Raw genomic sequence first — 21,411 nt, 5'->3', positions numbered from 1 at the left:
CTATAACTCAGTATAAGTGACCTTATCCGGAATTGTGGGATAGATTGAAGTCGGCGGCCGGAGAAGCCGAATCCGAACGATGAGCGACGATCGCCGCTCGGTGAAGACGTACGTTCCCGCCGAGCAAAAGGATCGGTGGCGAGACCACGCGGACGAGCTCGGGATGTCACAGAGCGAGTTCGTCAGGACGATGGTACAGGCCGGACGCCGCGGGTTCTCGACGGACGATTCCGGGAAGCCGGCCGAACCCGATCCGTCCGGGTCTGACCCCGGGGGTGACGGCCTCGAAACACGGGTGGAAGCGGCCCTCGTCGACGGGCCGCTCTCGTGGGAGGAACTCACCGAGGCGGTGGTCGGCGATTTCGAGGACCGGTTGGAGGGCGCGCTCGACGAGTTACAGGATCGCAACCGCGTTCGGTACAACGGCCGGAAGGGCGGGTACACTCTCACCGATGAGTAGCGCCCGCGCGCCGGACGAGGTCTCGGACCCGGTAGGGTACTTCATCGAGGACCTCACGTATCACGGGAAGACGGAGCGCACCCGCGAGTCTTACGAGCGCGTCCTCCGTCGATTCGAGTCGTTCCTCGGCCCGGAGACGACGCCCGCGGCGGCGACGCACCGCGACTGCATGTCATTCGTCCATTCGCTGCGCGGCGACGTGGCGGACAGCACGGTGGCGACGTACGCCGCCTACCTGCACCGGTTTTACGGATACATGACCGAGGTCGGCGTCTTCGAGGGGAACCCGATGACGCTCGTGATGGAGGAAATGGACGAGACGGTGGACAAGGACCCCGCTCGCCGAGACATTCCCGTGCCGGTGATGCGGGAGTTCGTCGCCGAGATCCGCCATCCGCTCCATCGGGCCCTCGTCGTGACGCTTCTCAAGACCGGGATGCGGGTCGGAGAGTGCTGTAACCTCGATCTCCGCGATCTCGCCGTCGACGACGCCGAGATCCGAGGCGAGTACGACCTCGGAACGCGTCACGTCCTCGCGGACCGCCCGAATTCGCTGTACGTGACGCCGGACGCGACCGTCGGCGAAGAGCTGAACGGCGAGGTGCGGACGGCGTCTAACAAGCGGAAGCGCGGGACGGTGATCCCCGTCGACGAGGAACTCGCCCGAACCCTGAAGCGCTGGCTGGCGATCCGCCCCGACAGCCCCTCGCCGGCGGAGCCCCTGTTCGTCGGTACGGCGGAGGGATGGGGCGAGCGGCTCGATCCGCAGGCGGTGCGACACGTCGTCGAGCGGTACGCCCGCGATGCGGGCTGGTACCGGACGGGCGGCGGCGCCGCCGAGAACGTCACGCCCCACTACTTCCGGCACTTCTTCACGACGCACCTGCGCGACAGGACCGGTGACCGCGGCGTGGTCAAATACCTGCGGGGCGACGTCGCCGACGACGTGATCGACACTTACACGCACAACTGGGGCGATCAGGTCCGGGAGACGTACGAGGCGAACGTCTACCGACTGTTGGGATAGTTTCGGGGACCGAATCGTATTTTGTTGGCTTGAAAGCAACGTGGATCGCGTCGCGAGTCGGACGCATAAATTATATGCCGCTATACGAATTTTCGCCCACGTCTGAATTCACGCTGTCCCCCCGAATCCCTCAGAGAGAACGAGAAGAGCGGCGCTCCCCGGGACGCCGATCGCACATCGTCGGTACGCGTTTCTCGATGACCGATCGCAGGCGGAGCGAGGGCTGAGCCGCGGTCGGGGAAGCGGGACGTTACCTGAACACGTTCGGGGTATTCCCCAAGGGGGCAAAGGTCGTAGCGCGGGACGAGCACATGTTCGACGACTTCGACGTTGACCGGCGTCCCTTCGTCCTGATTTGGGAGGTGACGCAGGCGTGCGGCCTCGCCTGTCGTCACTGTCGGGCGGACGCGAAGCCGGAGCGTCACCCCGACGAGCTGACGACCGCCGAGGGGAAGCGGCTCCTCGACGACACCGCCGAGTTCGGCGACGGCCAACTGGTCGTCCTGTCGGGGGGCGACCCGCTCGCCCGGGAGGACCTCACGGAATTGATCTCGCACGGCGACGACCTCGGCCACCGCATGACGCTTACGCCGAGCGGGACGGCGTCGCTGACCCCCGACCGCGTCGAGGCGCTCGCGGAGGCCGGCGTTCAGCGGATGGCGGTCAGCCTCGACGGCGCGACCCGAGAAAGCCACGACCGGTTCCGCGGCGAGCGGAGCTTCGGCGATACGGTGACTGCGGTCCGAGCGGCCCGGGAGGACGGGCTCCCGCTGCAGATCAACACCACCGTCTGCGCCGAGACCGTCGAGGAGCTCCCGGCGATTCGCGATCGGGTCCGCGACCTCGGCGCGGTGCTCTGGAGCGTCTTCTTCCTCGTGCCCGTGGGCCGCGGGCGGATCCTCGACCCGATCTCCCCGGAGCGCGCGGAGGCGGTCATGGAGTGGCTCCACGACGTCGCCGAGGCGGAACGGTTCGGCGTCAAGACCACGGAGGCGCCGTTTTACCGCCGGGTCGGTCTTCAGCGCGACGGCGACGACGCCGGGGTCCGTCGACGCGGCGGCATCACGGCCGGCCGGGGGTTCGCCTTCGTCAGCCATACCGGAGAGACGTACCCGTCGGGGTTCCTCCCGAAGTCCGCGGGCAACGTCCGGGACCGGTCCGTGGTGGACATCTATCGGAACTCGGGCCTGTTCGAGTCGCTCCGGGAACCGGATCAGTTCGCGGGCAAGTGCGGCGCCTGCGAGTTCCGACGGGTCTGCGGCGGGAGCCGCTCCCGGGCGTTCGCGGCGACCGGGGACCCGACCGGAAGCGACCCGCTCTGTCCGTACGTGCCGGAGGGGTACGACGGTAAGCTACCGACGAGGTTGGAAGGCGAGAGTCGGGGCGTCACCGACGCGGCGGATTGAGAGGGCGCATCGAGACCGCACCGTCGCCGTCTTGTTCGGCGGCGACCGCCGGCTGACCGCCCGATCAGCGGTCGTCCGAATCGAGTACCCGGTGCGGGATGTTCCTGTCGCGGAGTTTGGACGTGTGACGCGGGATCTCGTCTGTAACCGCCACCAACAGGACGTCGAGGCCGAGCATGCCGGCCTCGGCGACGCCATCGGCGGTTCCGAACCGGACGTCCGGGGTCGCGTCGCTCCGGGAAACGAGCGCGTACGCCTCCGTCCCGGCGACCGCGAGAAGCCCGCCTTCCGGGACGTGATCCGATATCACGTCCGGATCGGGCGGGGCCTCGTCGGTGACGGTGGGCACGGGAAGCACGGAGACGGTCCCGGTGTCGTAGTCGACGACGCCCTCGAAGTCGGCGACGCCGACGGCCTCGCCCTTTTTACCGCTCGTGACAGTGACCGCGGTCGCGGTCCCGCCCGAGGGGTCGGCGTGGAGGACGCCGTCCCGCATCACCAGTCCGACCTCGCTCCCCTCCGCCACGTTCCCGAGCGCGATGGCGGCGTCGACCTCGACGCTCCCGAGGACGTCGGAGTTCACTCGCTCGAGGTACGTCTCCAGGTCGTCGGTCCGGGAGATGAGCCAGTCGACGCCCTCCTTGGTCACCTCGTACCGGCCGCGACCCCCCTTCTCGACGTATCCGGCCTCGACGAGGTCGCGAACGTAATCGCTGACCGCCTGCGAGGTCACCCCGATCGTCTCGGCTATCTCGCCCTGACTCACGGCGGGCTGGCGGGCCGCGATCTCCACGAGCACCTGATACCGCGTCGCGCTCCGCTTGTTCTCGAGGACGTCCGGCGATCCTCCGCCATCGGCGTCGGCCATTATCGGCTGTTCGGCGGCCGCAAATAAAGTAGTGTTGTATATCTGGCGGCCCGTTTGCGGCAGACGAGCCTGCTCGCTGATCGATGAAAACAGCGTTTCATTCGGAGGGGGTCGATCGCGTCGACCGCGGTCGCGTCGTATGGCTCGACGCCGCGTACGAGCGGGCGTCACGTCGGTCGGTCCCGACTATCAGTCAGAGATACCGGCGGCGGTCCTACAGCGGGAGGACGCCGTCGTCGCCGTCGTCCGACCCGTCGTCAGTGGTGTCGTCGTCGGTTGCGTTCCCGTCGTCGGTGGTGTTGCCGCCGGTGGAATCCCCGTCTCCCGAGGTGTCGTCGGTGGCGCTTCCGTCGTCGGTATCGTTTCCGCCGTCGGTGTCGTCCGTGCCGGACCCGTCGCCCTGGGTCCCGCTCCCGTCGGTGTCGCCCGAGCCCCGAACGTCCTCGCCCTCGTCGAAGATGTCGGTCTCGATAGTCTCCTCGTAGGTCAGCTCGTCGAGCGGAACGGTGACCTCCTCTCCGCCCGGGAACTCGATGACGGCGTAGAACTCGATCCGGAGACCGCTCACCTGGTGGCCGCGGACCTCCTCGTCGAGGTGCGTGACCCACCACTCGTCGAGCCGGCGGTTCTGGAGCGCGGTCGTGAACTCGATCGTCTCGGAGCTCCGCGAGGGGATCACGTACCCCTCCTCGGTCCGTCCCGTGGCCATCTCGACCCCGTTCATCGTGACGTCGTAGCCGATCTCAGTGACGACGTACGGTTCGAGGTTCGGGTTGTACACCGTGAACGCCATGTCGATGGGCGTCTCGGCCTCGCTGACGCTCCCCCACTCGCCCCGCGTCTCGTTGACGTAGAGGACGGGATCGTCCGTCAGCGCGCTGTCGGCGTTCACCGGTCTGGTCTCGTTCGAGTCGAAGGCGCCGAGCAGGTCGGTCGTTATCTCGCGGTCGCGACTGAACTCCACGGTCCGCCCGAGCAGGTCCGAGGTGACGCTGGCGTCGATGCCGACCTCGGTCCGCTCGCCGTTGCGGACGTGACTGACCCACCACGGCGGGATCGCGTCGTTCCGCAGTTCCGTTTCGAGGGGGACGGTGGAGTTGCCGGCGTCGACGGAGACGCCCTCGCGACCGCCCTGCGCCATCTTGATGTCGTTCATCGACACCGTGTAGTTCACCGAGACGCCGTCGAGCCCGACGCCGATCGGGTTCGGATTCGAGACGACCAGGTCCGTCTCGACCTCGGTGGTCTCGTTCGTCACGTCGCCGAAGGTGTTGTCGACTGTCGCGACGCTCGGGACGCCGAGCATCCCGACGGCGAACGCGCCGCCGACGGCGCCCACGAGGACCAACAGCCCGACGAGAGCGGTCCGTAGTTTCGAACTCGTGAGCGCGGAGAGAACGGTGCCGATACTCATACCGCGGCGGAACCGACCGTCGCGTAAAATCGTACCGCTTCGCGGAGCCGCCTTACAAGACGTCGCCGATCCGGACGGGCTCGCCGTCCAAGTCGGGCTCCTCGGCCACGATCTGTAACACCTCGTGGTCGGTGACGTCGCGGAACCCCTTGCCGGTCGCCTCCTCGATCAGGTCCTTCTCCAGCTCGAACTCGGTCCCCTCGTAGACGACGTCGACGCCGTCGTCGGTGAAGGTCAGGTCTGTGCTCATGGGCCGTCGTAGGCGTCGACCGGATAAAAGGAGCGTGACACGGCCTCGGTCCGGCGCTCGCGGGTCCCCGGTCGCCGGTCTCGATTCGGCGAGGGGGCGGTGGCGATTACTCCTCGTCGCCGTCGTCTTTCATCTCCGAGAGCCGCCCGACCAAGTCGTCGGTGGACGCGCCGCCCTCGATGGACACCTCGCCGTCGTGGTCGTGCTCGTGGACGTTCACCGCGGCGTCGTCGTCGGTGTCAACGTCCTGGTTCTTCTGCTCGCTCTCGTCGTACGATCCGAATCCCATACCTGACCCATCCGCGCCGGACTCAAAAGGGTAGTGACCTGCCGACGATCCGAGGGGGAGTCGCACGCGCGGCGCTGGGGGTCGACCGCTCGGGCGGGACCGACCGCTCGCGCCCGCCGCGAGGTCAATCGCTCTCGCGACCGCGCCGGCGTCCGACGCGCGTCGGACGTCCCCACACGGTTTATACGCGCGGAGGGAGTTCTCCCGGTGTGTCGCTGCGAGGGGACGGTCCGATAGAGGAGCTCGCGGTCCCGTCCGGGACGACCGTCGAGGAGCACGACCTCGTCGTCGACGGCGACGTGCTCGTCGGCGGCCAGTCGACGGTGGAGTTCGGCCTGCGCGGGCGCAACGTCGCCATCGGCGAGCGCGTGCGCGTCGGGAACGACATCGAGGCCGAGGGCGACTGCCGGCTCGACACGTGGTGTACCGTCGACGGCAACGTGCTCGTCGGCGAGGACGCGTACCTCGGCGAGCGGGTCACCGTCACCGGCCGGCTGATGGTCTCCGGGGACCTCGACATCGGCGACGACGTGTCGATCGAGGAGGGGTTCGAGGCGAACGGCTGGATCGTCATCCGGAACCCCGTCCCAACGATCGTCTTCTACTTCATCGTCCTCTCCCAGCTCCTGCGGGTCGGCGAGACCGACGCGGCCGACGAGCTCGCGGAGGCGCTCGCCGACGGCGACGACGTGCGCGACCCCCTGTTGGTGCCGCGCGGCGCCGAGATCTCCGACGACGCGTGGCGCGTCTCGACGCCCGCGACGGTCGGGGACGACTGCCGGCTCCACGGCAACCTCCGGGCCGAATCGGTACACGTCGGCGAGCGCAACGAGGTGTTCGGCTCCCTCCGCGCCCGCGAGGGCGTGACCGTCGGCGCCGACACGGTCATCCACGGCGACGTCACGACTCGCGGCGGGACGGTCACCATCGAGGCCGGCGCGCGGGTGCTCGGCGACGTCTCGGCGGGCGACCTCGTCGTCCACGACGGCGCCGAGATCGACGGCTCTCTCCGGGCGCGCGGCGAAATGAAGCTGGTGCAGGAGGCGGGAGAGGAGTCGGACGAGGGCGGCGAAGCGGCCGACGACAGCGAGGACGCCGCCGAGAGCGACGAGGAAAGCGCCGGGGAGGAAGAGAGCGCCGGAGGCGAGGAAAGTGCTGAAGACGGAGAAAGCACCGTCGACGAGGAGAGCGCCGGAGACGACGACGCGACCGAGTCCGACGAAGCGTCGGACCCCGACGGGGAGTCGGTGCCAGACGAGGAGTCGGATCGCGAAGACCCGCCGATCGTCAGCGCGGAGGCGGCCGCGGGGGAGGAACCGGAGAGCGACGGCGAGTCGGTCTCCGAGGAGACCGACGCGACTCCTGACGGGAACGGTGAGGAGGACGGTACGGGCTCAGAGACGGCCGAGGCGCCGGTCGACCCCGACGCGGAGCCGACGTAGCCGCCGTCGAGCCGTCGGTCCTCTCTCCTTAGCGCTCCGCGGCGGCGCCGACGAACACGTCCTCGTGGAGCCGCTCGCTGACGACGTCGGCGAGCGTTCGGAGGTTCTCGGTGTCCTCGCGGTTGTACGAGACGAGGGTGTCGAGCGCGTCCGCGTCCCCGCGCTCGTACTCGCGCCAGAGCCGGACCGCGTCCCGGCCCGACAGGTCCGGGCGGTCGCGGTCGATCCCGATCTCCTTCTCGATGGGTTTCAGCCCGCCGGAGAGCCCGATCCGCTTGCAGGGGTACATGAGGTCGAGATGCGGCGTGTCGACGTCGATCCCGAAGGAGGCCTCCAAGAAGGGCACGTCGAACCGCGCGCCGTTGAACGTCGCGAGCAGGCTGGCGTCGGCGAACTGCTCGCGCAGGCGGTCGGCGGTGAGGTCGTCGCCTGCGACGAGCGTCGTCGTCTCCCCGTCGCGGTGGAAGCTCACGGTCGTCACGCGGTCGCGGTGCTCGTCGAGCCCCGTCGTCTCGATGTCGAAGAAGCAGGTCTCCTCGCGGAAGTTCTCGTAGAGCCGCCAGCGCTCCCCGCTCGGGAACGTCCGGTCGAAGTAGGCCGCGTCGCCGTCGTCGAGGCGCGTCAGCGCCTCGGCGATGAACGACTCGATCCGGTCGGCGGTGGTCGAGCCGACGCCCGCGACGTCGACCGCGGGGTCGAACGCCTCCCAGGTGGTGACGCCCTCGCCCCAGAGCCTGCGCTCCGTCGTCTCGCCGACTCCCTCGACCGGGATGAAGCTGTTCTCGATGCGCATACCCGACCGCGGCGGCGCGCGGGCAAAAACCCGACGGGAGGCGGCGCGGGTGGGGACCGACGCCGAGGCCGACCGTTACTTAAGTATCGGCGGCGCCAACATCCGCTATCAATGTGCGGCCGCTACACGCTTTTCACCGCCGCCGCCGACTTGGAGGCCCGGTTCGGCGCCGACTTCGGCGGCGTCGAACCCAGCTACAACTGCGCGCCGGGCCAGGAGCTCCCGGTGATCGCGGACGAGGACCCGACCGCCGCGACGCGGATGGAGTGGGGACTCACCCCCTCGTGGGCGGACGAGTCGTTCGGCCTCATCAACGCCCGCGCCGAGACGGTCCGCGAGAAGCGGAGCTTCGCCGACGCCTTCGAGCGACGGCGGTGTCTCGTCCCCGCGGACGGCTTCTACGAGTGGGTCGACGGCGGCGGACCGAACGGAGCCAGTGAGCGGAGCGGATCCGGCGGACGGGGCGGCTCCGGAAAGACGCCCTACCGGGTCGCGTTCGAGGACGACCGGCCGTTCGCGATGGCGGGACTCTACGAGCGGTGGGAGCCGCCCGAGCCCGAGACGACGCAGACTGGGCTCGGGGCGTTCGGCGGCGGGTCGGCGGAGAGCGACGACGGCGAGACCGACGGCCCCGTGGAGACGTTCACGATCGTTACGACCGAGCCGAACGACCTCGTCACCGGCCTCCACCACCGGATGGCGGTACTCTTGGCGCCGGACGAAGAGGAGACGTGGCTCCGCGGGGACCCCGACGAGGCCGCCGCGCTGCTGGACCCGTACCCGGCCGACGAGCTGACGGCGTACCCGGTGTCGAGCCGGGTGAACTCGCCCGGAGTCGACGCGCCGGAGCTGATCGAGCCGGTCGGCGGGAAGTAATCCTTTTTTACCTATTTTCCAAATGAAAGGACAGCATGCCCTCCACCCTGCAGATCGGTGTCGCCGGCGGTCCGGAACTGCTCGTTGCCGCCCTCCTCCTCGGGATACTGGTCGTTCCGGCGCTGCTCGTGTCCCTGCTCGTCTATCTGGACGCCACGGACCGGAACAGCCGCCACGCGATCGCGTGGACGCTCGCCGCGCTGTTCGGCGGCGTCGTCGTCTGGGTCCTCTACTTCGCCGTCCGCGACGAGGTCGGTCCGAGCGGGTCGGCCGTGAACGGCGGTCCGAACGGGTCGACCGCGAACGGTCGTCCGTGATCCCGGGGGAGAGCGATCGGCGTTCGGTCGCCGTCGCGTCGCGACGGAGGCCGACCGGTCCTCAGGGCGCGACCAGGTCGACGACCGTCTCGTCGTCGACGACCACGTTGTACGCGTCCTCGTCGTCGTTCCAGAGCACGAGGCCGTTCTCGACGAAGACGACCGCGCCGTAGTCGGCCCGCCGGAGGTCCTCGTTGAGCACGGTCTCGCGCGTGCAGACGAGGTAGTGATCCACGGTCTGCGAGCCGTCGCCGACGCGGTAAAGGGCGTTGTCGCCCGCGCTGAGGTCGTGGCTGAGCTTCACCGCGAGAAGGTTCACGCGGTCGGTGACGTGCTCCTCGGAGTCCGCCATCCGCGCGCAGCGGCCGTCGTTCGCCCGGACGTCGACCCGGCGTTTCCCGTCCGGTCGGAGGATCGCGTACGCGAACTGCACGTCGACGTTCACGAACTCGCCCGGCTCGTCGGTCGCGCCGCGGTCGGCGCCCTCGTCGAGCCGCCGCTGGAACGGGGGCGCGTCGAGGTCGTCGGCGACGTCGAACGACCAGCCGCCGTCCGAGGGCGTCGCATCCGGCCACAGCCGGACGGTCGGCGAGTACGTGTCGACGTCGCTCGTCGGCGTGACGACCGCTCGCTCGATCTCCCGGAGCCCCATCGCGGTGTTGCGGTCGGCGGGCGCGAAGGCGGCGACGCTCCCGTCGTCGGCGAGTCGGTCGAGCGCGGCGTCGACCACCGCCACCGGGTCCGCGAGCTCCGAGAGCACGTTCCCGAAGACGACCAGATCGAAGGGGTCGTCGGACGTGAACTCCGCGTCTCTCCCGCCGGTTCCGAGGAACGACTCCGCCGTCGTCTCGTGGATCGTCGCGCGGAAGTTGCGGCCGGTCTCGTCGAGCAGCCGGTCGAGGACGTCGGCCGCGGCGCTCGGCTCGACCGCGTGGTAGTCGACGACGGCGTCGTCTGGGAGGTAGTCGTGGAGGCCGAGCGCGGGCCCGCCCACGCCGGCGCCCACGTCGAGGACGCGGAGCGTCCGGTCGAGCAGCCCGTTCTCCGCGAGGTCGTCGAGGACGTACCCGATCGTCGCGTAGTAGGCGGGGAGGTGGTATATCGCGTAGCCGAGCGCCGCCATCCGACCGTACTCGACGTCGTTCTCGTAGAGGTAGTCGGTCTTCAGCCGCCGGACCGCCTCGCGGAGCTCCGCGCCCGACTCGCCGCGGTGCCAGTTCGCGCCGAACTCGGCGACGAGGAGGTCTTCGAGGGCGAACGCGTAATTTTCGGGGAACGCCGTCGGCGACCACTCGGAGTCGGGGATCGGCCCCTCGGGGACCGGCTCGAAGCTCCCGTCGTCCCGCTCGCGGAGCCGGAGGTCGAACGCCTCCTCGCGGAGCGTCTCGCGGACGACCGCCGGGTGCGGCGTCCCCTCGACGTACTCCGCGATCTCCTCGGGGTCGATCGGCCTGACGTTGCGCAGGTAGTTGGCGTTGTTCCGGACCGCGTCTCTGTCTATCATGGAATCACTGTTGTCGTCGGTCTGCTCACTCGTGGTCGTCGGTCGGTCACTCGTGTCGCTCCCGTCCCTCGCGGTCGCCGCGGGCCGCCTCGTACAGGTCGGCGAACTCGTCCGAGTCGGCGTCGGCGATCTCGCGGGCCGCGGCGGCCACGTCGTCGGCGCCGTCGAAGGCGCGCTGGATCTCGGCGTACACGCCGGGCGCGCCCTCGGTGACGGTGTCGGCGACGTCGTCGAGCGCGGCCGAGACGGGCGTGTGGAACTCCTCGCGCACGTCGTCGCCCGCGAGCCGCCACGCGAGGACGGCCGCGTGCGCGCCGGCCTGCACCGTCTCCATCGCCCGGTCGTGTTCCGCGGCGGTCGTCTCGAACACCTCGTTGCCGCCGGCCTCGATCGCGGCCGCGATCCCCTCGACGACCGGGCCGCCCTCGTCGACCACGCAGGCGACGTTGCCCGGGACCCGCGGCGGCGCGAACAGGGGGTGGAAGCTCGCGCGTTCGAGCCCCGGCGCGTGCTCGCGCATCGCCGCGACCGCGTCGGTCATCTCGCCGGAGACGTCGAGGATCGCCTGATCCGCGCGGGGCGCGTACGCCTCGACCGCGGCCGGGACCGCCGACATCGGCACCGCGAGACACACCGCGTCGTGGGTCGTGTCGCCGTCGACCGGGACCGTCGTCGCGTCCCGCGAGGCGGCGGCGTCGCGGGCGACGCCCGGGTCGCGGTCGGCGAACGCGAGCGTCGCCTCTACCGGCGACTCGTCGGCCGACACCGTGTCGGCGATCCACCGGCCGATCTCGCCCGCGCCCGCGACGAGTATGTCCATCGGTTGCCCGAACGGAGGGCGCGCGAGGCTTAAAAAGGCTCGACTCGGCGACCTACTCCGAGGTCGAACGCTCGGCGTCGCCGCGGAGCCCGAGCAGGCCCTCGCCCGGCGCGAGCGCCCGCACGGCCGGGAACAGCGCCAGCGCGATGGCGAGCTCCAGTCCGCCGACCGCGAGGAACGCCGGCGTGTAGCCGAACGCCTCCGTGGCGCTCCCACCGACGAGGAAGCCCGCGAGGAACCCGAGCGAGCCGAACACGTTGAACAGCCCCATCGCCGCGCCGCGGGCCTCGGGCTCGACGAGGTCGGTGACGAGCGCCATCGTCGCCGGCGCCATCAGCGCGCCGCAGACGCCGACGAGGACCATCAGCCCGGCCGCGAGCGGGTAGACCGGCGCGACGCCGACGCCGACGGTGGCGACCCCGTAGGCGACGGAGCCGACCACGACTGGCAGGAACCGCCCCACCCTGTCGGAGAGCGATCCGAACGGGGACTGGAGCAGCGCGAACGGGACGAAAAAGAGCGCGAGCGTCGCCCCCGCACCGGCCGCCGAGAGGCCGAACGTCCCCGGGTCCTGGAAGTAGTAGACGCCGACCAGCGCGAAGAAGCCGGCCGTGAGCCGGTCGACGAACCCGAACGCCAGCGGAACCAAGAGCCCGCGCGTCGTCCGGGCCCGCGAGAGCACGTGACGGAAGCCGGCGTCCTCACGGCTGTCCTCGACCGACCGCCCGGGCGTCGCCGTCGAGTCGTCGACGGTCGACGCGAGCAGCCCCGCGACCGCCAGCACGGCCGCCCCGGCGTACACCGGGTAGAAGGGGTCGAGGTCGGCGAGCGCGCCGCCGACGACGGAGCCGACCGCCGCGCCCAGTCCGATCGCCGTGCCGGCGGCGCCCATGTTCCGCCCGTTGCCGCCGCGCAGATCCATCAGCGACGTGATCGCGAGCGAGAACGCGCCGATCGTGAGCGCACCGCCGACGACGCGGACGACGAGGGCGGCTCGGAATCCGAGTCCGAGCCCCGGAACCGCCGCCAGCGCGAGGTAGGAGGTCGCCCCGCCGAGCGCGCCGGCGACGATCAGCGGGACCCGCTTCCCGAGCGCGTCGCTGGCGGCCCCCCAGACGACCGCGAAGGAGACGAAGGCGCCGAACTCCGCGACGAGGAACCACATCCCGGCGTCGATGCCGGCCGGCGCGCCGAGGGCGACCACGAGGTCCGGCACGCCGGGGTAGAGGAGTACCTGCGATATCAGCACCGCGAGCACGACGGCGCCGAGCAGCCGTCGCTCCCCGCGGTCGTCGTCGCTCATTGCCTTATAAAACGAGTCGAACGGGCAAAAGACCGACGCTACGGGGTCATCGGCGCGAGATACGGGAGGGGCGTCGTCGTCGCGACTACAGCGCCTCGTCGATCGCCGCCGCGACGGTCGCGGCCTCGTAGGTGTCGACCGGCTCGCCGTTCACGAATATCGTCGGCGTCCCCTCGACGCCCATCGACGTTCCCTCCGACCTGTCGTCCGCCGACGCCTCCCCGTACGCCGCGAACCGCGCGTCCGACATCGCCGCACAGGGGTCAGCGCCCGCGGCCTCGGCGGCGGCGCCGATCGCCTCGCCGCTGTAGCTCCCCTGCGACTCGTAGGCCGCCGAGGCGAACTCGAAGAACGCCTCGGAGCCGTTCCGGGCGCCGACGCCGCGGGCCGCGCTGGCGACGGGGACCGCCCACGTCTCGTTGACGGGGATCGGGAAGTCCCAGTGTTCGTACCGGATCTCGCCGGACTCGACGTACTCCTCGCGGATCGCCGGGAAGTGATCGAGCGTGTAGCTCGCACAGTGACCGCAGGTGAAGTCCTCGAACGCCCGAACGACCACGTCTGACTCGGGGTCGCCGAGGGTCGGCCGGTGGTCGAGGTTCGGGTCCGACGGCTCCGCCAGGTCGCAGTCGTACTCGCCGGTGTCGAGGTCGACGCCGCTGAGGTCGAGGGTAGTGCCGCCGCCGAGACATCCCGCCGCGCCGACGACGCCGACCGACGCCGCGCCCGCGAGCAGGGACCGCCGCGTGCGTTCCATGTTGCCCGCTGGGGCCGGAGCGCACTTAACGACTCCGCGACCGGGCGGTGGCGCCCGGCGTGCGACGCACTCGGCGGGTCCGAACGTTTTTGCCGCCGCCTCGCGACCCTGAGGTATGAGCGACTGGGACCTCGACTTACGCGACGCCGAAGAGCAGATGGACGAGGCGTTCGCGGCCGCCGGCGACGTCGTCCTCGGCGTCCTCGACGGCACCACCGATCCCGAGGAGTGGGTCCGCAGCGTCGACTACGGGAACACGCTGGTGTTGTCGATCGACGGCGACCTCAACGAGCTCGCCGCCGGCTTCGCCCGCGAGGTGAAGGACATGGGCGGCGAGCTGATGCACTTCCGCGGGTTCCTCGTGGTCACGCCGCCGGGCGTGAGCATCGACACCGAACGCCTGAGCGACTAAGACGAAGCCGCCGCCTGCGTTTTCGGTGGTTGACACGAGCAAAAGAAGTATGTCACCGGGGTGAGACGGGGGTGATATGAAAGCCGTCGTACTCGCGGGGGGTTACGCCACCCGACTCTGGCCGATCACCGAGCACCGACCGAAGATGTTCCTCCCGGTCGGGGAAAACACCGTCATCGACGAGATATTCGAGGACTTCGAGGCGGACGACCGCGTCGACGAGGTGTTCGTCTCCACGAACGAGCGGTTCGCGGACACGTTCGACGAGTACCTCAGCGACAGCCCGTTCGAGAAGCCGACGCTCTCGGTCGAGGAGACCGTCGAGGAGGACGAGAAGTTCGGCGTCGTGGGGGCGCTCGAACAGCTCGTCGACCGCGAGGGAGTCGACGACGACCTCGTCGTCGTCGCCGGCGACAACATGATCAGCTTCGATCTCGCCGAGTTCGCCGACTTCTTCGAGACGAAGGGGGCGCCGACGCTGGCCGCCTACGACGTCGAGGACCGCGAACGCGCCAAGTCGTACGGGCTCGTCGAACTCGACGGCGACGAGGTCGTGAACTTCCAGGAGAAGCCCGACGACCCGAAGAGCACGCTCGTCTCCATCGCGTGTTACGCGTTCCCGGCGGAGACGCTCCCCGACCTCTCGACGTACCTCTCGGACGGGAACAACCCCGACGAACCGGGCTGGTTCCTCCAGTGGCTCCAGGGGCGCGGCCCGGTTCACGCGTTCACCTTCGACGGCGCGTGGTTCGACATCGGCACCGCCGACAGCTACCTCGACGCGGTCGAGTACGCGCTCAAGGGCGGCACGCTCGTCGCCGACGACGCGACCGTCGAGGGGTCCGACCTCGGCGACGTGGTCCACGTCATGTCGGGCGCGACCGTCACCGACTCGACGCTCGACCGCTCGGTCGTCTTCCCGAACGGGACGATCACCGACTCCGATATCCGTAACTCCGTCATCGACGAGGGCGTCACGCTGGAGGGCGTCGACCTCTCCGGCGCGCTGATCGGCTCGTACACCTCGATCACCGACGGCGACGACTTCTGACCGACGGCGACGACTTCTGACCGACGGCGACCGAACGGCTCGTCGGGTGCGACGTTACCTGCCTTCCGACCGCTCGCCCGCCGAGCCGCCGGCCTGTCGGTGGGTGTGGTGATAACAGTCGAGCGCGGGGCCGTCGCCGTCGCTCGCGGGATCGAAGCACACACGCTGATACCGCTCGTTGTCGAGCAGGTTGACGACGAACCCGTCGGCGTGGCGAGACACCGACTCGTAGGGATCGCCGCAGGCGGGGCAGGCGTCCGGCGTGTCCTCGGGAACGTGCATGGTGATCGCGCAGCCGCGTAGCTCCGGGTACGGGTCAGACGAGTAAAACGGATCCGGCGGTGGTGGCCGAACCGGTAGCTGGTTTACTCCCGCTTACGACCCGTTCCCGCCGTCGCTCCCGCTCCCGCCTTCGACGCCGAGCGCGTCGAACAGCTTCCGGCGGACCGCCTCCTCGGTGAGGTGGAGGAGGGTGTCGCGGTTCTCGCCGCTCGCCTCGATACCGGTGAAGATGCCGAGCGGGATCTCCAGCGACCCCTGCGTGGAGTGACCGGCGGCGTCGCCCATCTCCGAGAACGCCTCGTCGAGGACGTTCCCGATGTTCAGGCGGATGTCCTTCGAGCGCGCGGCGAGGTAAATCGTGTCGTCGGCGATCCCGAGGACGGCGGTCGTCGTGATCCCCTCCAAGTTCAGCAGGTGTTGGGCGGCCTGCGCGAGCGCCTCCCGGTCCCGGATGAAGCCGGCCGTCGAGAAGAGGTGGCTCCCCTGCACCTCGCGGTTCTGGATCGCCTCCGCGAGCACGTCCAGCGTCTCGGGGCTCATCGACGGCGACTCCACCTGTTCGAGCGTGTCGTGGTTCGCGAACGGGTGGAGGTACGCGGCCGCGGTCAGGTCCGCGGGCGTCGTGTCCCGCTTGAAGTCGAGCGTCTCGGCGCGGATCCCGTACAGGAGCGCGGTCGCGACCGCCTCGGTCGGCGACTGGTCGAACTCCTGGAGGTACTTCGTGAGGATTGTCGACGTCGAGGAGACGTTGGTCCGCACGTCGACGAACCGGGCGTCGAACGGGACGTCCGCCTTCAAGTGATCGATGTACACGTCGATCCCGACGTCGAAGTCGAAGCCGTCGTCGGCCGACTTCGCGAGGTCGACCGCGGCGACCGTCTCGTACTCCGAGAGGTCGGGCGCGTCCGACCGCGCCACGAGGTCGATCCCGAGGAGGTTGACGAACGCCCGGTTCTCCTGGTGGCCCACGTCCCCCGAGTAGAGGATGTCGGCCTCGACGCCGAACGCGTCCGCGATCGCCTGGAGCGCTGTCGCCGACGCGATCGAGTCCGGCTCCGGGTTGTCGTGGGTCAGGATCGCCATCCGGCCGCCGCCCTCCTCGATGATCTCCGCGAGCTGGCGCGCCATGTACTCCAGCTCGCCGGTTTCGAGCGACTGGAGGGCGCTGTCGGCGATCACCGTCGAGGGGTTGATCACCACGTCGGCGCCGCGGTCGCGGAGCTCGTCCTCGCTGACGGGGTCGGAGGCGCGGACGACGACGTAGTGGTCGCCGCCGACGTCGCGCACCGCCGAGACGGCCGCCTTGTTCGCCTCGACGTCGCTGGCGAGGATCAGCACGATGTCACGGTCGTCGAGCTCCGCGACCACGTCGGGCTCGGCGATGTCCTGCACGCGGGCGTTGAGGTCCTGGTCGCGGAGCGCCTCGACGCGGCTCTCGTCGCGGTCGAGGATGAGCACGTCCTTGCCGCGGTCCGTCAGCTCCTCCGCGACGGCGTGTCCGACGCTTCCACAGCCGAGGATCGCGTATCGGGTCCGCGCGGATCCGGATGCCCCACTACTCATTGCACGTGATTTCCCCGGGACCACACTTAACGAGTGCGCTCTCCGCGTGGGACGGGGAGCGGCGCCGGCTTCGGGCGACTCCGACGACGACGCTGGCAGGGGGACCCACCGACGAGAAATGACCGTGACACCGCGTGAATCGACGCCGCCGAATGAAAAGGTCTTTTACGCCGACACGGGTAGAATTCGGTGAGGGCCGGTAGCTCAGTTAGGGAGAGCGACGGACTCTTAATCCGTCGGTCGCGTGTTCAAATCGCGCCCGGCCCGCTTTCTCGACGACGGATACCAAGTTAGGTCGTTAGTGGCTGAACTGTCTATACGTAGCAGGTAGCGCCATTAGAAGGTTTGGGAATAGCCATCTATTTGGCGTCAGTTCGTTTCGAGTGTGATGCGCGTCTCCTCCTTACTGCGGTTTGCTATAGTTGGCTTGCGTCCCATCTGTAACTTCAGCCAGCGCGCGCGAGAATTAGCAGGCTGTAGAATTGTTCGGTGTGAGTCAATCGAGAGGTGTCACGATGAGGTGGCGGTTGGACGTGCCTGCCGACAGAGTGGATATGTCTCACGAAGTGATGGACAAGCACTACGACAAAGCGACGAAGAACGAGCAAATGGAACGGCGTGAGGACAATCTCGTGGACGTTTGAGTCCCGCCTGTATCTTCCAGCGAAATTAGATTCATATTCTTTCGGTATGTCTGTTGTGTTGTGATAGAAAAACCACTTGACGAGATAACAGAATCGGATTTACAGAACCTTATTGAACACACCGTTTTGGAGGGAAAAACCATAGAATACAAGCAGGAAATACCAGACACACGCGGAGGTCGAAAGACGTTGGTTCAAGAAGCATCCTCATTCGCAAACACACAAGGGGGTGACCTAATTTATGGAATTGAAGAAGACGATGATAGCGGAGAACCAGTTGATTTCCACGACTTGGAAATATCAGACGTGGATGAGGAAGTTGGTAGATTGGATAGTATCATTCGAGATGGAGTCAACCCCCGAATACCTGGATACGATGTGAAGACTGTCGAAGTGAACAGTGACAAGCACGTAATAATCATTAGAGTTCGAGAAAGTTTTAGAAGTCCACACAGGGTGACTCTTGGCGGTCACGACAAATTCTACGCGCGAAGTAGCAATGGAAAGTATCCACTTGACGTAGAAGAACTCAGGAGAGAATTCATTCTATCAGAAACCAATGCGAAAGAGATACGCGACTACCGAGCAGACCGTCTTGCGGATATTCGTGCTAATGATACTCCCGTTGAAATCACCGAATCACCGCTCGTAACAATACATCTTATTCCACTACGTGTATTTAGTGCGGGGAGAAATTCGAGGGTCATAGACTCATTCGATGTGCGTGATTCTCCAGATAGTTTACAGAGACAGGAACGCCCACACGGCAATAGGCATAATTTAGATGGACTTGTCAAATATTGTCCCTCTGATGACCCCTCTGCGTACGTTCAAGTCTACAGGAACGGAATCATAGAGACAGTGAATGGATTCCCGTTTGGGCCATTATCTGACGATGGAGAAAATACGTTTTCAGCACTCGTGGTAAGGGAAATGCTTGAGCACACTCTCCCCAATTATGTGGAATTCTTAGAGGAGGAAGACGTACCAGTGCCAATCTTCCTATTCATTTCCCTAATCGGTGCGGAGGGTATTGAGATTGAAACGCCAGTTCGCAGACCCAATATGAGTGGAACGTTAGACCGTGATATGGCACTTCTTCCAGAGGTAGCAATTCAAGACTATTCTGATTCTACTGAGGAGATAGTTGACCAAGTAATGGAAGACATTTGGAACGCTTTTGGGTTCGCTGAAGAACCGAACTTTGACAGGTGACTCAGCCCTAATCTACATCACCTCAATTCCTTGGAAGTTCGCTCCGTTTACGCCATTTTAAAAAGGGTTCGTCACGGACTGTTTGACAATGCAGAGAGATGAAATTGAGGAGTACGTCCAGCGGTGTCAGCAACTCATTGAGTCGTCACCGCAGATGGACGAGGAAAACACGAAGGTGAAACTCGTCCAGCCGTTTCTCGAACTTCTCGGATGGAATCTCTACTCTACAGAAGTCGCTCTTGAATACACCATTCCAATGGCGTCGGGGAATACCCACGTCGACTATGCGCTCCTCGTCGGTGATTCTCCTGTCGTATTCGTGGAAGCGAAACCGGTTCGTTCTACTCTCACCGATAAAGAGGTTCGGCAGTTGCGGAGTTATATGCGACAAGAACTGGATGTGGATTGGGGTATCTTGACCAACGGTGAATCGTTTGAGGTTTTAACGAAAAACAACCACCGGAATGGTGGCGAGGAAGTATCGGTTGTCCAGTTCACTCTTGATGACCTCACCGAGAACCCGGACGTACTGGAACTGCTAACTAAGGAATCGATACGTTCGGGGAAGTCCGATGAGGTGGCCGAGCAGGTCGCGCAGACGAATAGAGCAATTCGGCACCTACAAGAGAACGCGGACAGTGTCACAAAGTCCGTCACCGAGGCAGTACAAAACGAGGTCGGTGAACTCAACATAGAACTTGAAGAGCAATCCCGAGAGTTCGTAAGGAATCTTGTTTCCGTACTTCGTGAACAGCGAAAATTTGTTAGCGAGGAATCGCAAGGAGAACTCAATGAGGAGTCAGGTCAACAGACGGATGTGAATGAGTCGGCAAAATTCAGGACCAGAGAGATTGGAGATAGACAAGGCTACGTCGTACGGTTTTCTGATGGCACGGTGATTCCCGGAGACAACACGAGGATAAACGCACAGCAAAAAGAGAATATGGGTGCGGCGGTGGACTACCTGATAGAGGAATACGACCTAATTGACAAAATTAAAATGCCGCACTTTCCACCACGCGCTCGAAAGAATTGTTCCATTAATAGCGAACCCGTACACCCCAACGGCGAGGATATGAGACGGCCCTATGAACTGACGAACGGGTACTTCCTACACACTTCGCTCAATACACAAGGGAAGAAAACGCGTCTTCGTGAGCTTACGGAGCAGGTTGGACTCTCTATAGAGTTTCTTTGTGAGTGGCAATCCGATGAGGCGGACGAGTAATCGGAACAGTTTAAATTAGTTTTCCACTACCTCACGCTCGTCGTCGGTCAAGTTGAATAATACGTAAATCGCGTCGCCAATCGCTCTTTCCAGTTCCTAAATGTTCGTCGCCGCCACCTCATCGCGGTCGTCATTAAGGCGGCTCAGTAGTAAATTGGCGCTCAGGAAAACGATTAAGAAACGACAGGACAACAAAGAATGAGCAGATGGAACGGCGAGAAGAATATCCTAAAGATATCTAACTAATTCTGTCGTAGAATTAAAAGTCTGATAAGCTACTATTGTCGCGGTTTTTCCACTTCGCCTCCGCAGTCTCTCTGAGCGTTTGTAGTTCCTCATAGAAATTCTCGGTCTGTATCTCTTGGTAGACTTGCTCTAGGGTATTCATTTCATCACGTACATATTCTTCAATTTTATTGTAGCTACCATTGTTGTAGAATTCAGGAATTTGCTTACTTTCGTAGTCGCCATAGCTCCCAGTCAAGCAGTTTCTCCACTCCGCAAATTTCTTCATATCGTCCCCTAAGAGCTGGGCTAAGTCAAGGAATGGTGGTCCGTGAATGATATTCTGCCAAACATATTCGCCATTCCAGTTAGACTCTGTAGCAATATTGTGCTGCTGAGCTTTTGTAAGAAGGAAGGGAGCATCAAATTTTAAAACATTGAACGCGATAAATTCTTCGGCACCCCTTTTCCTGGACCGGGGGATATCTTTCCAGTCGTTGAGAAAGGCGAGCAGCATATCTCGCTCAGTATCATGTTCCCATCGTTTGTAAACTGATAGCCCAGTTTTGTCCCTTTTATACTGAATCGTTACTATTTCATCTTTGTAGGGATTTAGCCCAGTAGTTTCAATATCGTATCCGTATAGGGTCATTGAGTCACTTTAAGAGTACTCAGCCGGTGAACTTCAATCTCCCGGGTAACAGCGGCGGTTCAATTCCTTGGAAGTTCGTTCTGTTTGGCTCAACGATTAGATGTTCAACGATTCTGCGAAGTCTAATACCTCCCACCGGAGTCTAAGAGCCACTCCAACACTCTCAACCACCGAATAGGGGCACCTACTGTAACAAGTCCAGCACCGAAGATAATCATCCAGAAGCCACTCGTACTCTGATGGTAGAAGATGAGATTGGCACCTGCCACTTCCAATAACGCACCCACAAATCCAAACGGGCCTGCGATGACGGTCGCCCCGCCAATCCCGAGAAGCGTGACGATACCCGGAAGTGAGGTTAGCAAGCCCGTCATTAGATTTGGTGAGAGAGATGTGGCAGGTTCCGTAGCCGGTGCCGCTTCCTGAGCAGAGCGAATTACAATTCCTCCAACAGTCGCTACCAGCGTCAGTATCATCCCGCCAAAGGCTTCTGCTACCCGATTTTGGAAACGGTCAACTGAGTTCATACAGTCATATTGGCATTACAACTGATAAGTCCCTATCCACGTAAAAGTGCGATGAGCGCGGCGGAGACTCAGAATACTTCGGGGTA

At 65.2% G+C, this 21,411-nt stretch carries 22 protein-coding genes, 1 tRNA gene and 1 pseudogene; 11 read left to right on the top strand and 13 right to left on the bottom strand.

What is annotated here, in order from left to right; translation table 11 throughout:
• The first annotated feature begins 79 nt into the window (after positions 1-79).
• From DJ74_RS06885 to DJ74_RS06875, 3 genes are all read left to right on the top strand, one after another.
• A complete protein-coding gene (locus tag DJ74_RS06885) occupies positions 80-460 on the top strand; it encodes a DUF5805 domain-containing protein (protein ID WP_094526768.1) in 381 nt (126 codons plus the stop codon).
• The gene (locus DJ74_RS06880) at positions 453-1,487 is read left to right on the top strand and encodes a tyrosine-type recombinase/integrase (RefSeq protein ID WP_094522347.1); all 1,035 of its coding nucleotides are present in this window, start codon (positions 453-455) and stop codon (positions 1,485-1,487) included. Before DJ74_RS06885 ends, DJ74_RS06880 begins: the two co-directional genes overlap by 8 nt.
• Positions 1,488-1,798: 311 nt before the next feature.
• Positions 1,799-2,893, top strand: coding sequence for a radical SAM protein (locus tag DJ74_RS06875; RefSeq protein ID WP_094526767.1), 1,095 nt, complete (start codon positions 1,799-1,801; stop codon positions 2,891-2,893).
• A gap of 64 nt (positions 2,894-2,957) precedes the next feature.
• Here DJ74_RS06875 and DJ74_RS06870 read toward each other — a convergent pair whose 3' ends face one another.
• The 4 genes from DJ74_RS06870 to DJ74_RS06855 all read right to left on the bottom strand — a co-directional run bounded on the left by DJ74_RS06870 (position 2,958) and on the right by DJ74_RS06855 (position 5,714).
• The gene (locus DJ74_RS06870) at positions 2,958-3,761 is read right to left on the bottom strand and encodes a MarR family transcriptional regulator (RefSeq protein WP_094526766.1); all 804 of its coding nucleotides are present in this window, start codon (positions 3,759-3,761) and stop codon (positions 2,958-2,960) included.
• 214 nt (positions 3,762-3,975) lie between these two features.
• Positions 3,976-5,175 carry an LEA type 2 family protein gene (locus DJ74_RS06865; RefSeq protein ID WP_094526765.1) on the bottom strand — a complete coding sequence of 400 codons (1,200 nt, stop codon included), beginning with the start codon at positions 5,173-5,175 and terminating at the stop codon, positions 3,976-3,978.
• Positions 5,176-5,227: 52 nt separating this feature from the next.
• A complete protein-coding gene (locus DJ74_RS06860) occupies positions 5,228-5,425 on the bottom strand; it encodes a DUF5800 family protein (protein ID WP_094522355.1) in 198 nt (65 codons plus the stop codon).
• Between the two features lie 106 nt (positions 5,426-5,531).
• Entirely contained in the window at positions 5,532-5,714 is a 183-nt protein-coding gene (locus DJ74_RS06855) for a DUF5786 family protein (RefSeq protein WP_094522356.1), read from the bottom strand.
• A gap of 209 nt (positions 5,715-5,923) precedes the next feature.
• Here DJ74_RS06855 and DJ74_RS06850 point away from each other — a divergent pair, with 209 nt between their 5' ends.
• Complete coding sequence (locus DJ74_RS06850; RefSeq protein ID WP_094526764.1) at positions 5,924-7,156, top strand: polymer-forming cytoskeletal protein; 1,233 nt, start codon at positions 5,924-5,926, stop codon at positions 7,154-7,156.
• Between the two features lie 28 nt (positions 7,157-7,184).
• Here the strand turns inward: DJ74_RS06850 and DJ74_RS06845 are convergent, their stop codons facing one another.
• A complete protein-coding gene (locus tag DJ74_RS06845; protein ID WP_094526763.1) occupies positions 7,185-7,949 on the bottom strand; it encodes a ribonuclease H-like domain-containing protein in 765 nt (254 codons plus the stop codon).
• Between the two features lie 111 nt (positions 7,950-8,060).
• Here DJ74_RS06845 and DJ74_RS06840 point away from each other — a divergent pair, with 111 nt between their 5' ends.
• Positions 8,061-8,825 (top strand): SOS response-associated peptidase, encoded by a 765-nt coding sequence (locus DJ74_RS06840; protein WP_094526762.1) that lies wholly within the window; start codon positions 8,061-8,063, stop codon positions 8,823-8,825.
• Positions 8,826-8,860: 35 nt separating this feature from the next.
• Positions 8,861-9,142 (top strand): hypothetical protein, encoded by a 282-nt coding sequence (locus DJ74_RS06835; RefSeq protein ID WP_094526761.1) that lies wholly within the window; start codon positions 8,861-8,863, stop codon positions 9,140-9,142.
• Between the two features lie 61 nt (positions 9,143-9,203).
• Here the strand turns inward: DJ74_RS06835 and DJ74_RS06830 are convergent, their stop codons facing one another.
• The 4 genes from DJ74_RS06830 to DJ74_RS06815 all read right to left on the bottom strand — a co-directional run bounded on the left by DJ74_RS06830 (position 9,204) and on the right by DJ74_RS06815 (position 13,526).
• Positions 9,204-10,646, bottom strand: a complete 1,443-nt coding sequence (locus DJ74_RS06830) for a small ribosomal subunit Rsm22 family protein (protein ID WP_094526760.1) — start codon at positions 10,644-10,646, stop codon at positions 9,204-9,206.
• 46 nt (positions 10,647-10,692) lie between these two features.
• On the bottom strand, positions 10,693-11,466 hold the full coding sequence (locus DJ74_RS06825) for a prephenate dehydrogenase (protein ID WP_094526759.1): 774 nt from the start codon (positions 11,464-11,466) through the stop codon (positions 10,693-10,695).
• Positions 11,467-11,518: 52 nt separating this feature from the next.
• On the bottom strand, positions 11,519-12,769 hold the full coding sequence (locus DJ74_RS06820; protein ID WP_094522363.1) for an MFS transporter: 1,251 nt from the start codon (positions 12,767-12,769) through the stop codon (positions 11,519-11,521).
• A gap of 85 nt (positions 12,770-12,854) precedes the next feature.
• Positions 12,855-13,526 (bottom strand): thioredoxin domain-containing protein, encoded by a 672-nt coding sequence (locus tag DJ74_RS06815; protein ID WP_094526758.1) that lies wholly within the window; start codon positions 13,524-13,526, stop codon positions 12,855-12,857.
• Between the two features lie 115 nt (positions 13,527-13,641).
• Between DJ74_RS06815 and DJ74_RS06810 the strand changes: the two are divergent.
• Positions 13,642-13,935, top strand: a pseudogene (locus tag DJ74_RS06810) (DUF5779 family protein); the annotation flags it as partial.
• A gap of 79 nt (positions 13,936-14,014) precedes the next feature.
• Positions 14,015-14,989: a sugar phosphate nucleotidyltransferase gene (locus DJ74_RS06805; protein WP_094526757.1), complete on the top strand. Its 975-nt coding sequence runs from the start codon at positions 14,015-14,017 to the stop codon at positions 14,987-14,989.
• A 54-nt stretch (positions 14,990-15,043) separates the two neighbouring features.
• Here DJ74_RS06805 and DJ74_RS06800 read toward each other — a convergent pair whose 3' ends face one another.
• Both DJ74_RS06800 and DJ74_RS06795 read right to left on the bottom strand, forming a co-directional pair.
• Positions 15,044-15,271: a hypothetical protein gene (locus DJ74_RS06800; RefSeq protein WP_094522367.1), complete on the bottom strand. Its 228-nt coding sequence runs from the start codon at positions 15,269-15,271 to the stop codon at positions 15,044-15,046.
• A 93-nt stretch (positions 15,272-15,364) separates the two neighbouring features.
• Complete coding sequence (locus DJ74_RS06795) at positions 15,365-16,834, bottom strand: DHH family phosphoesterase (protein WP_094522368.1); 1,470 nt, start codon at positions 16,832-16,834, stop codon at positions 15,365-15,367.
• Between the two features lie 193 nt (positions 16,835-17,027).
• Between DJ74_RS06795 and DJ74_RS06790 the strand changes: the two genes are divergently transcribed.
• From DJ74_RS06790 to DJ74_RS19600, 3 genes are all read left to right on the top strand, one after another.
• Positions 17,028-17,101, top strand: a tRNA-Lys gene (locus DJ74_RS06790).
• Positions 17,102-17,538: 437 nt separating this feature from the next.
• Positions 17,539-18,693: a helix-turn-helix domain-containing protein gene (locus DJ74_RS06785; RefSeq protein WP_176451320.1), complete on the top strand. Its 1,155-nt coding sequence runs from the start codon at positions 17,539-17,541 to the stop codon at positions 18,691-18,693.
• An 88-nt stretch (positions 18,694-18,781) separates the two neighbouring features.
• Positions 18,782-19,921, top strand: a complete 1,140-nt coding sequence (locus tag DJ74_RS19600) for a type I restriction enzyme HsdR N-terminal domain-containing protein (RefSeq protein ID WP_254922148.1) — start codon at positions 18,782-18,784, stop codon at positions 19,919-19,921.
• 259 nt (positions 19,922-20,180) lie between these two features.
• Here DJ74_RS19600 and DJ74_RS18640 read toward each other — a convergent pair whose 3' ends face one another.
• Together DJ74_RS18640 and DJ74_RS18635 are read right to left on the bottom strand one after the other, a co-directional pair.
• Positions 20,181-20,798: a ribonuclease H-like domain-containing protein gene (locus DJ74_RS18640; RefSeq protein WP_141212680.1), complete on the bottom strand. Its 618-nt coding sequence runs from the start codon at positions 20,796-20,798 to the stop codon at positions 20,181-20,183.
• 122 nt (positions 20,799-20,920) lie between these two features.
• Positions 20,921-21,325 (bottom strand): hypothetical protein, encoded by a 405-nt coding sequence (locus tag DJ74_RS18635; protein ID WP_141212679.1) that lies wholly within the window; start codon positions 21,323-21,325, stop codon positions 20,921-20,923.
• Between the last annotated feature and the right edge of the window lie 86 nt (positions 21,326-21,411).

The sequence above is a fragment of the Halorubrum sp. Ea8 genome (assembly GCF_002252925.1).
GTDB lineage: Archaea > Halobacteriota > Halobacteria > Halobacteriales > Haloferacaceae > Halorubrum.
The sequence above is the reverse complement of the archived record's forward strand: the minus strand, read 5'-3'. Positions and strand labels throughout refer to the sequence as shown.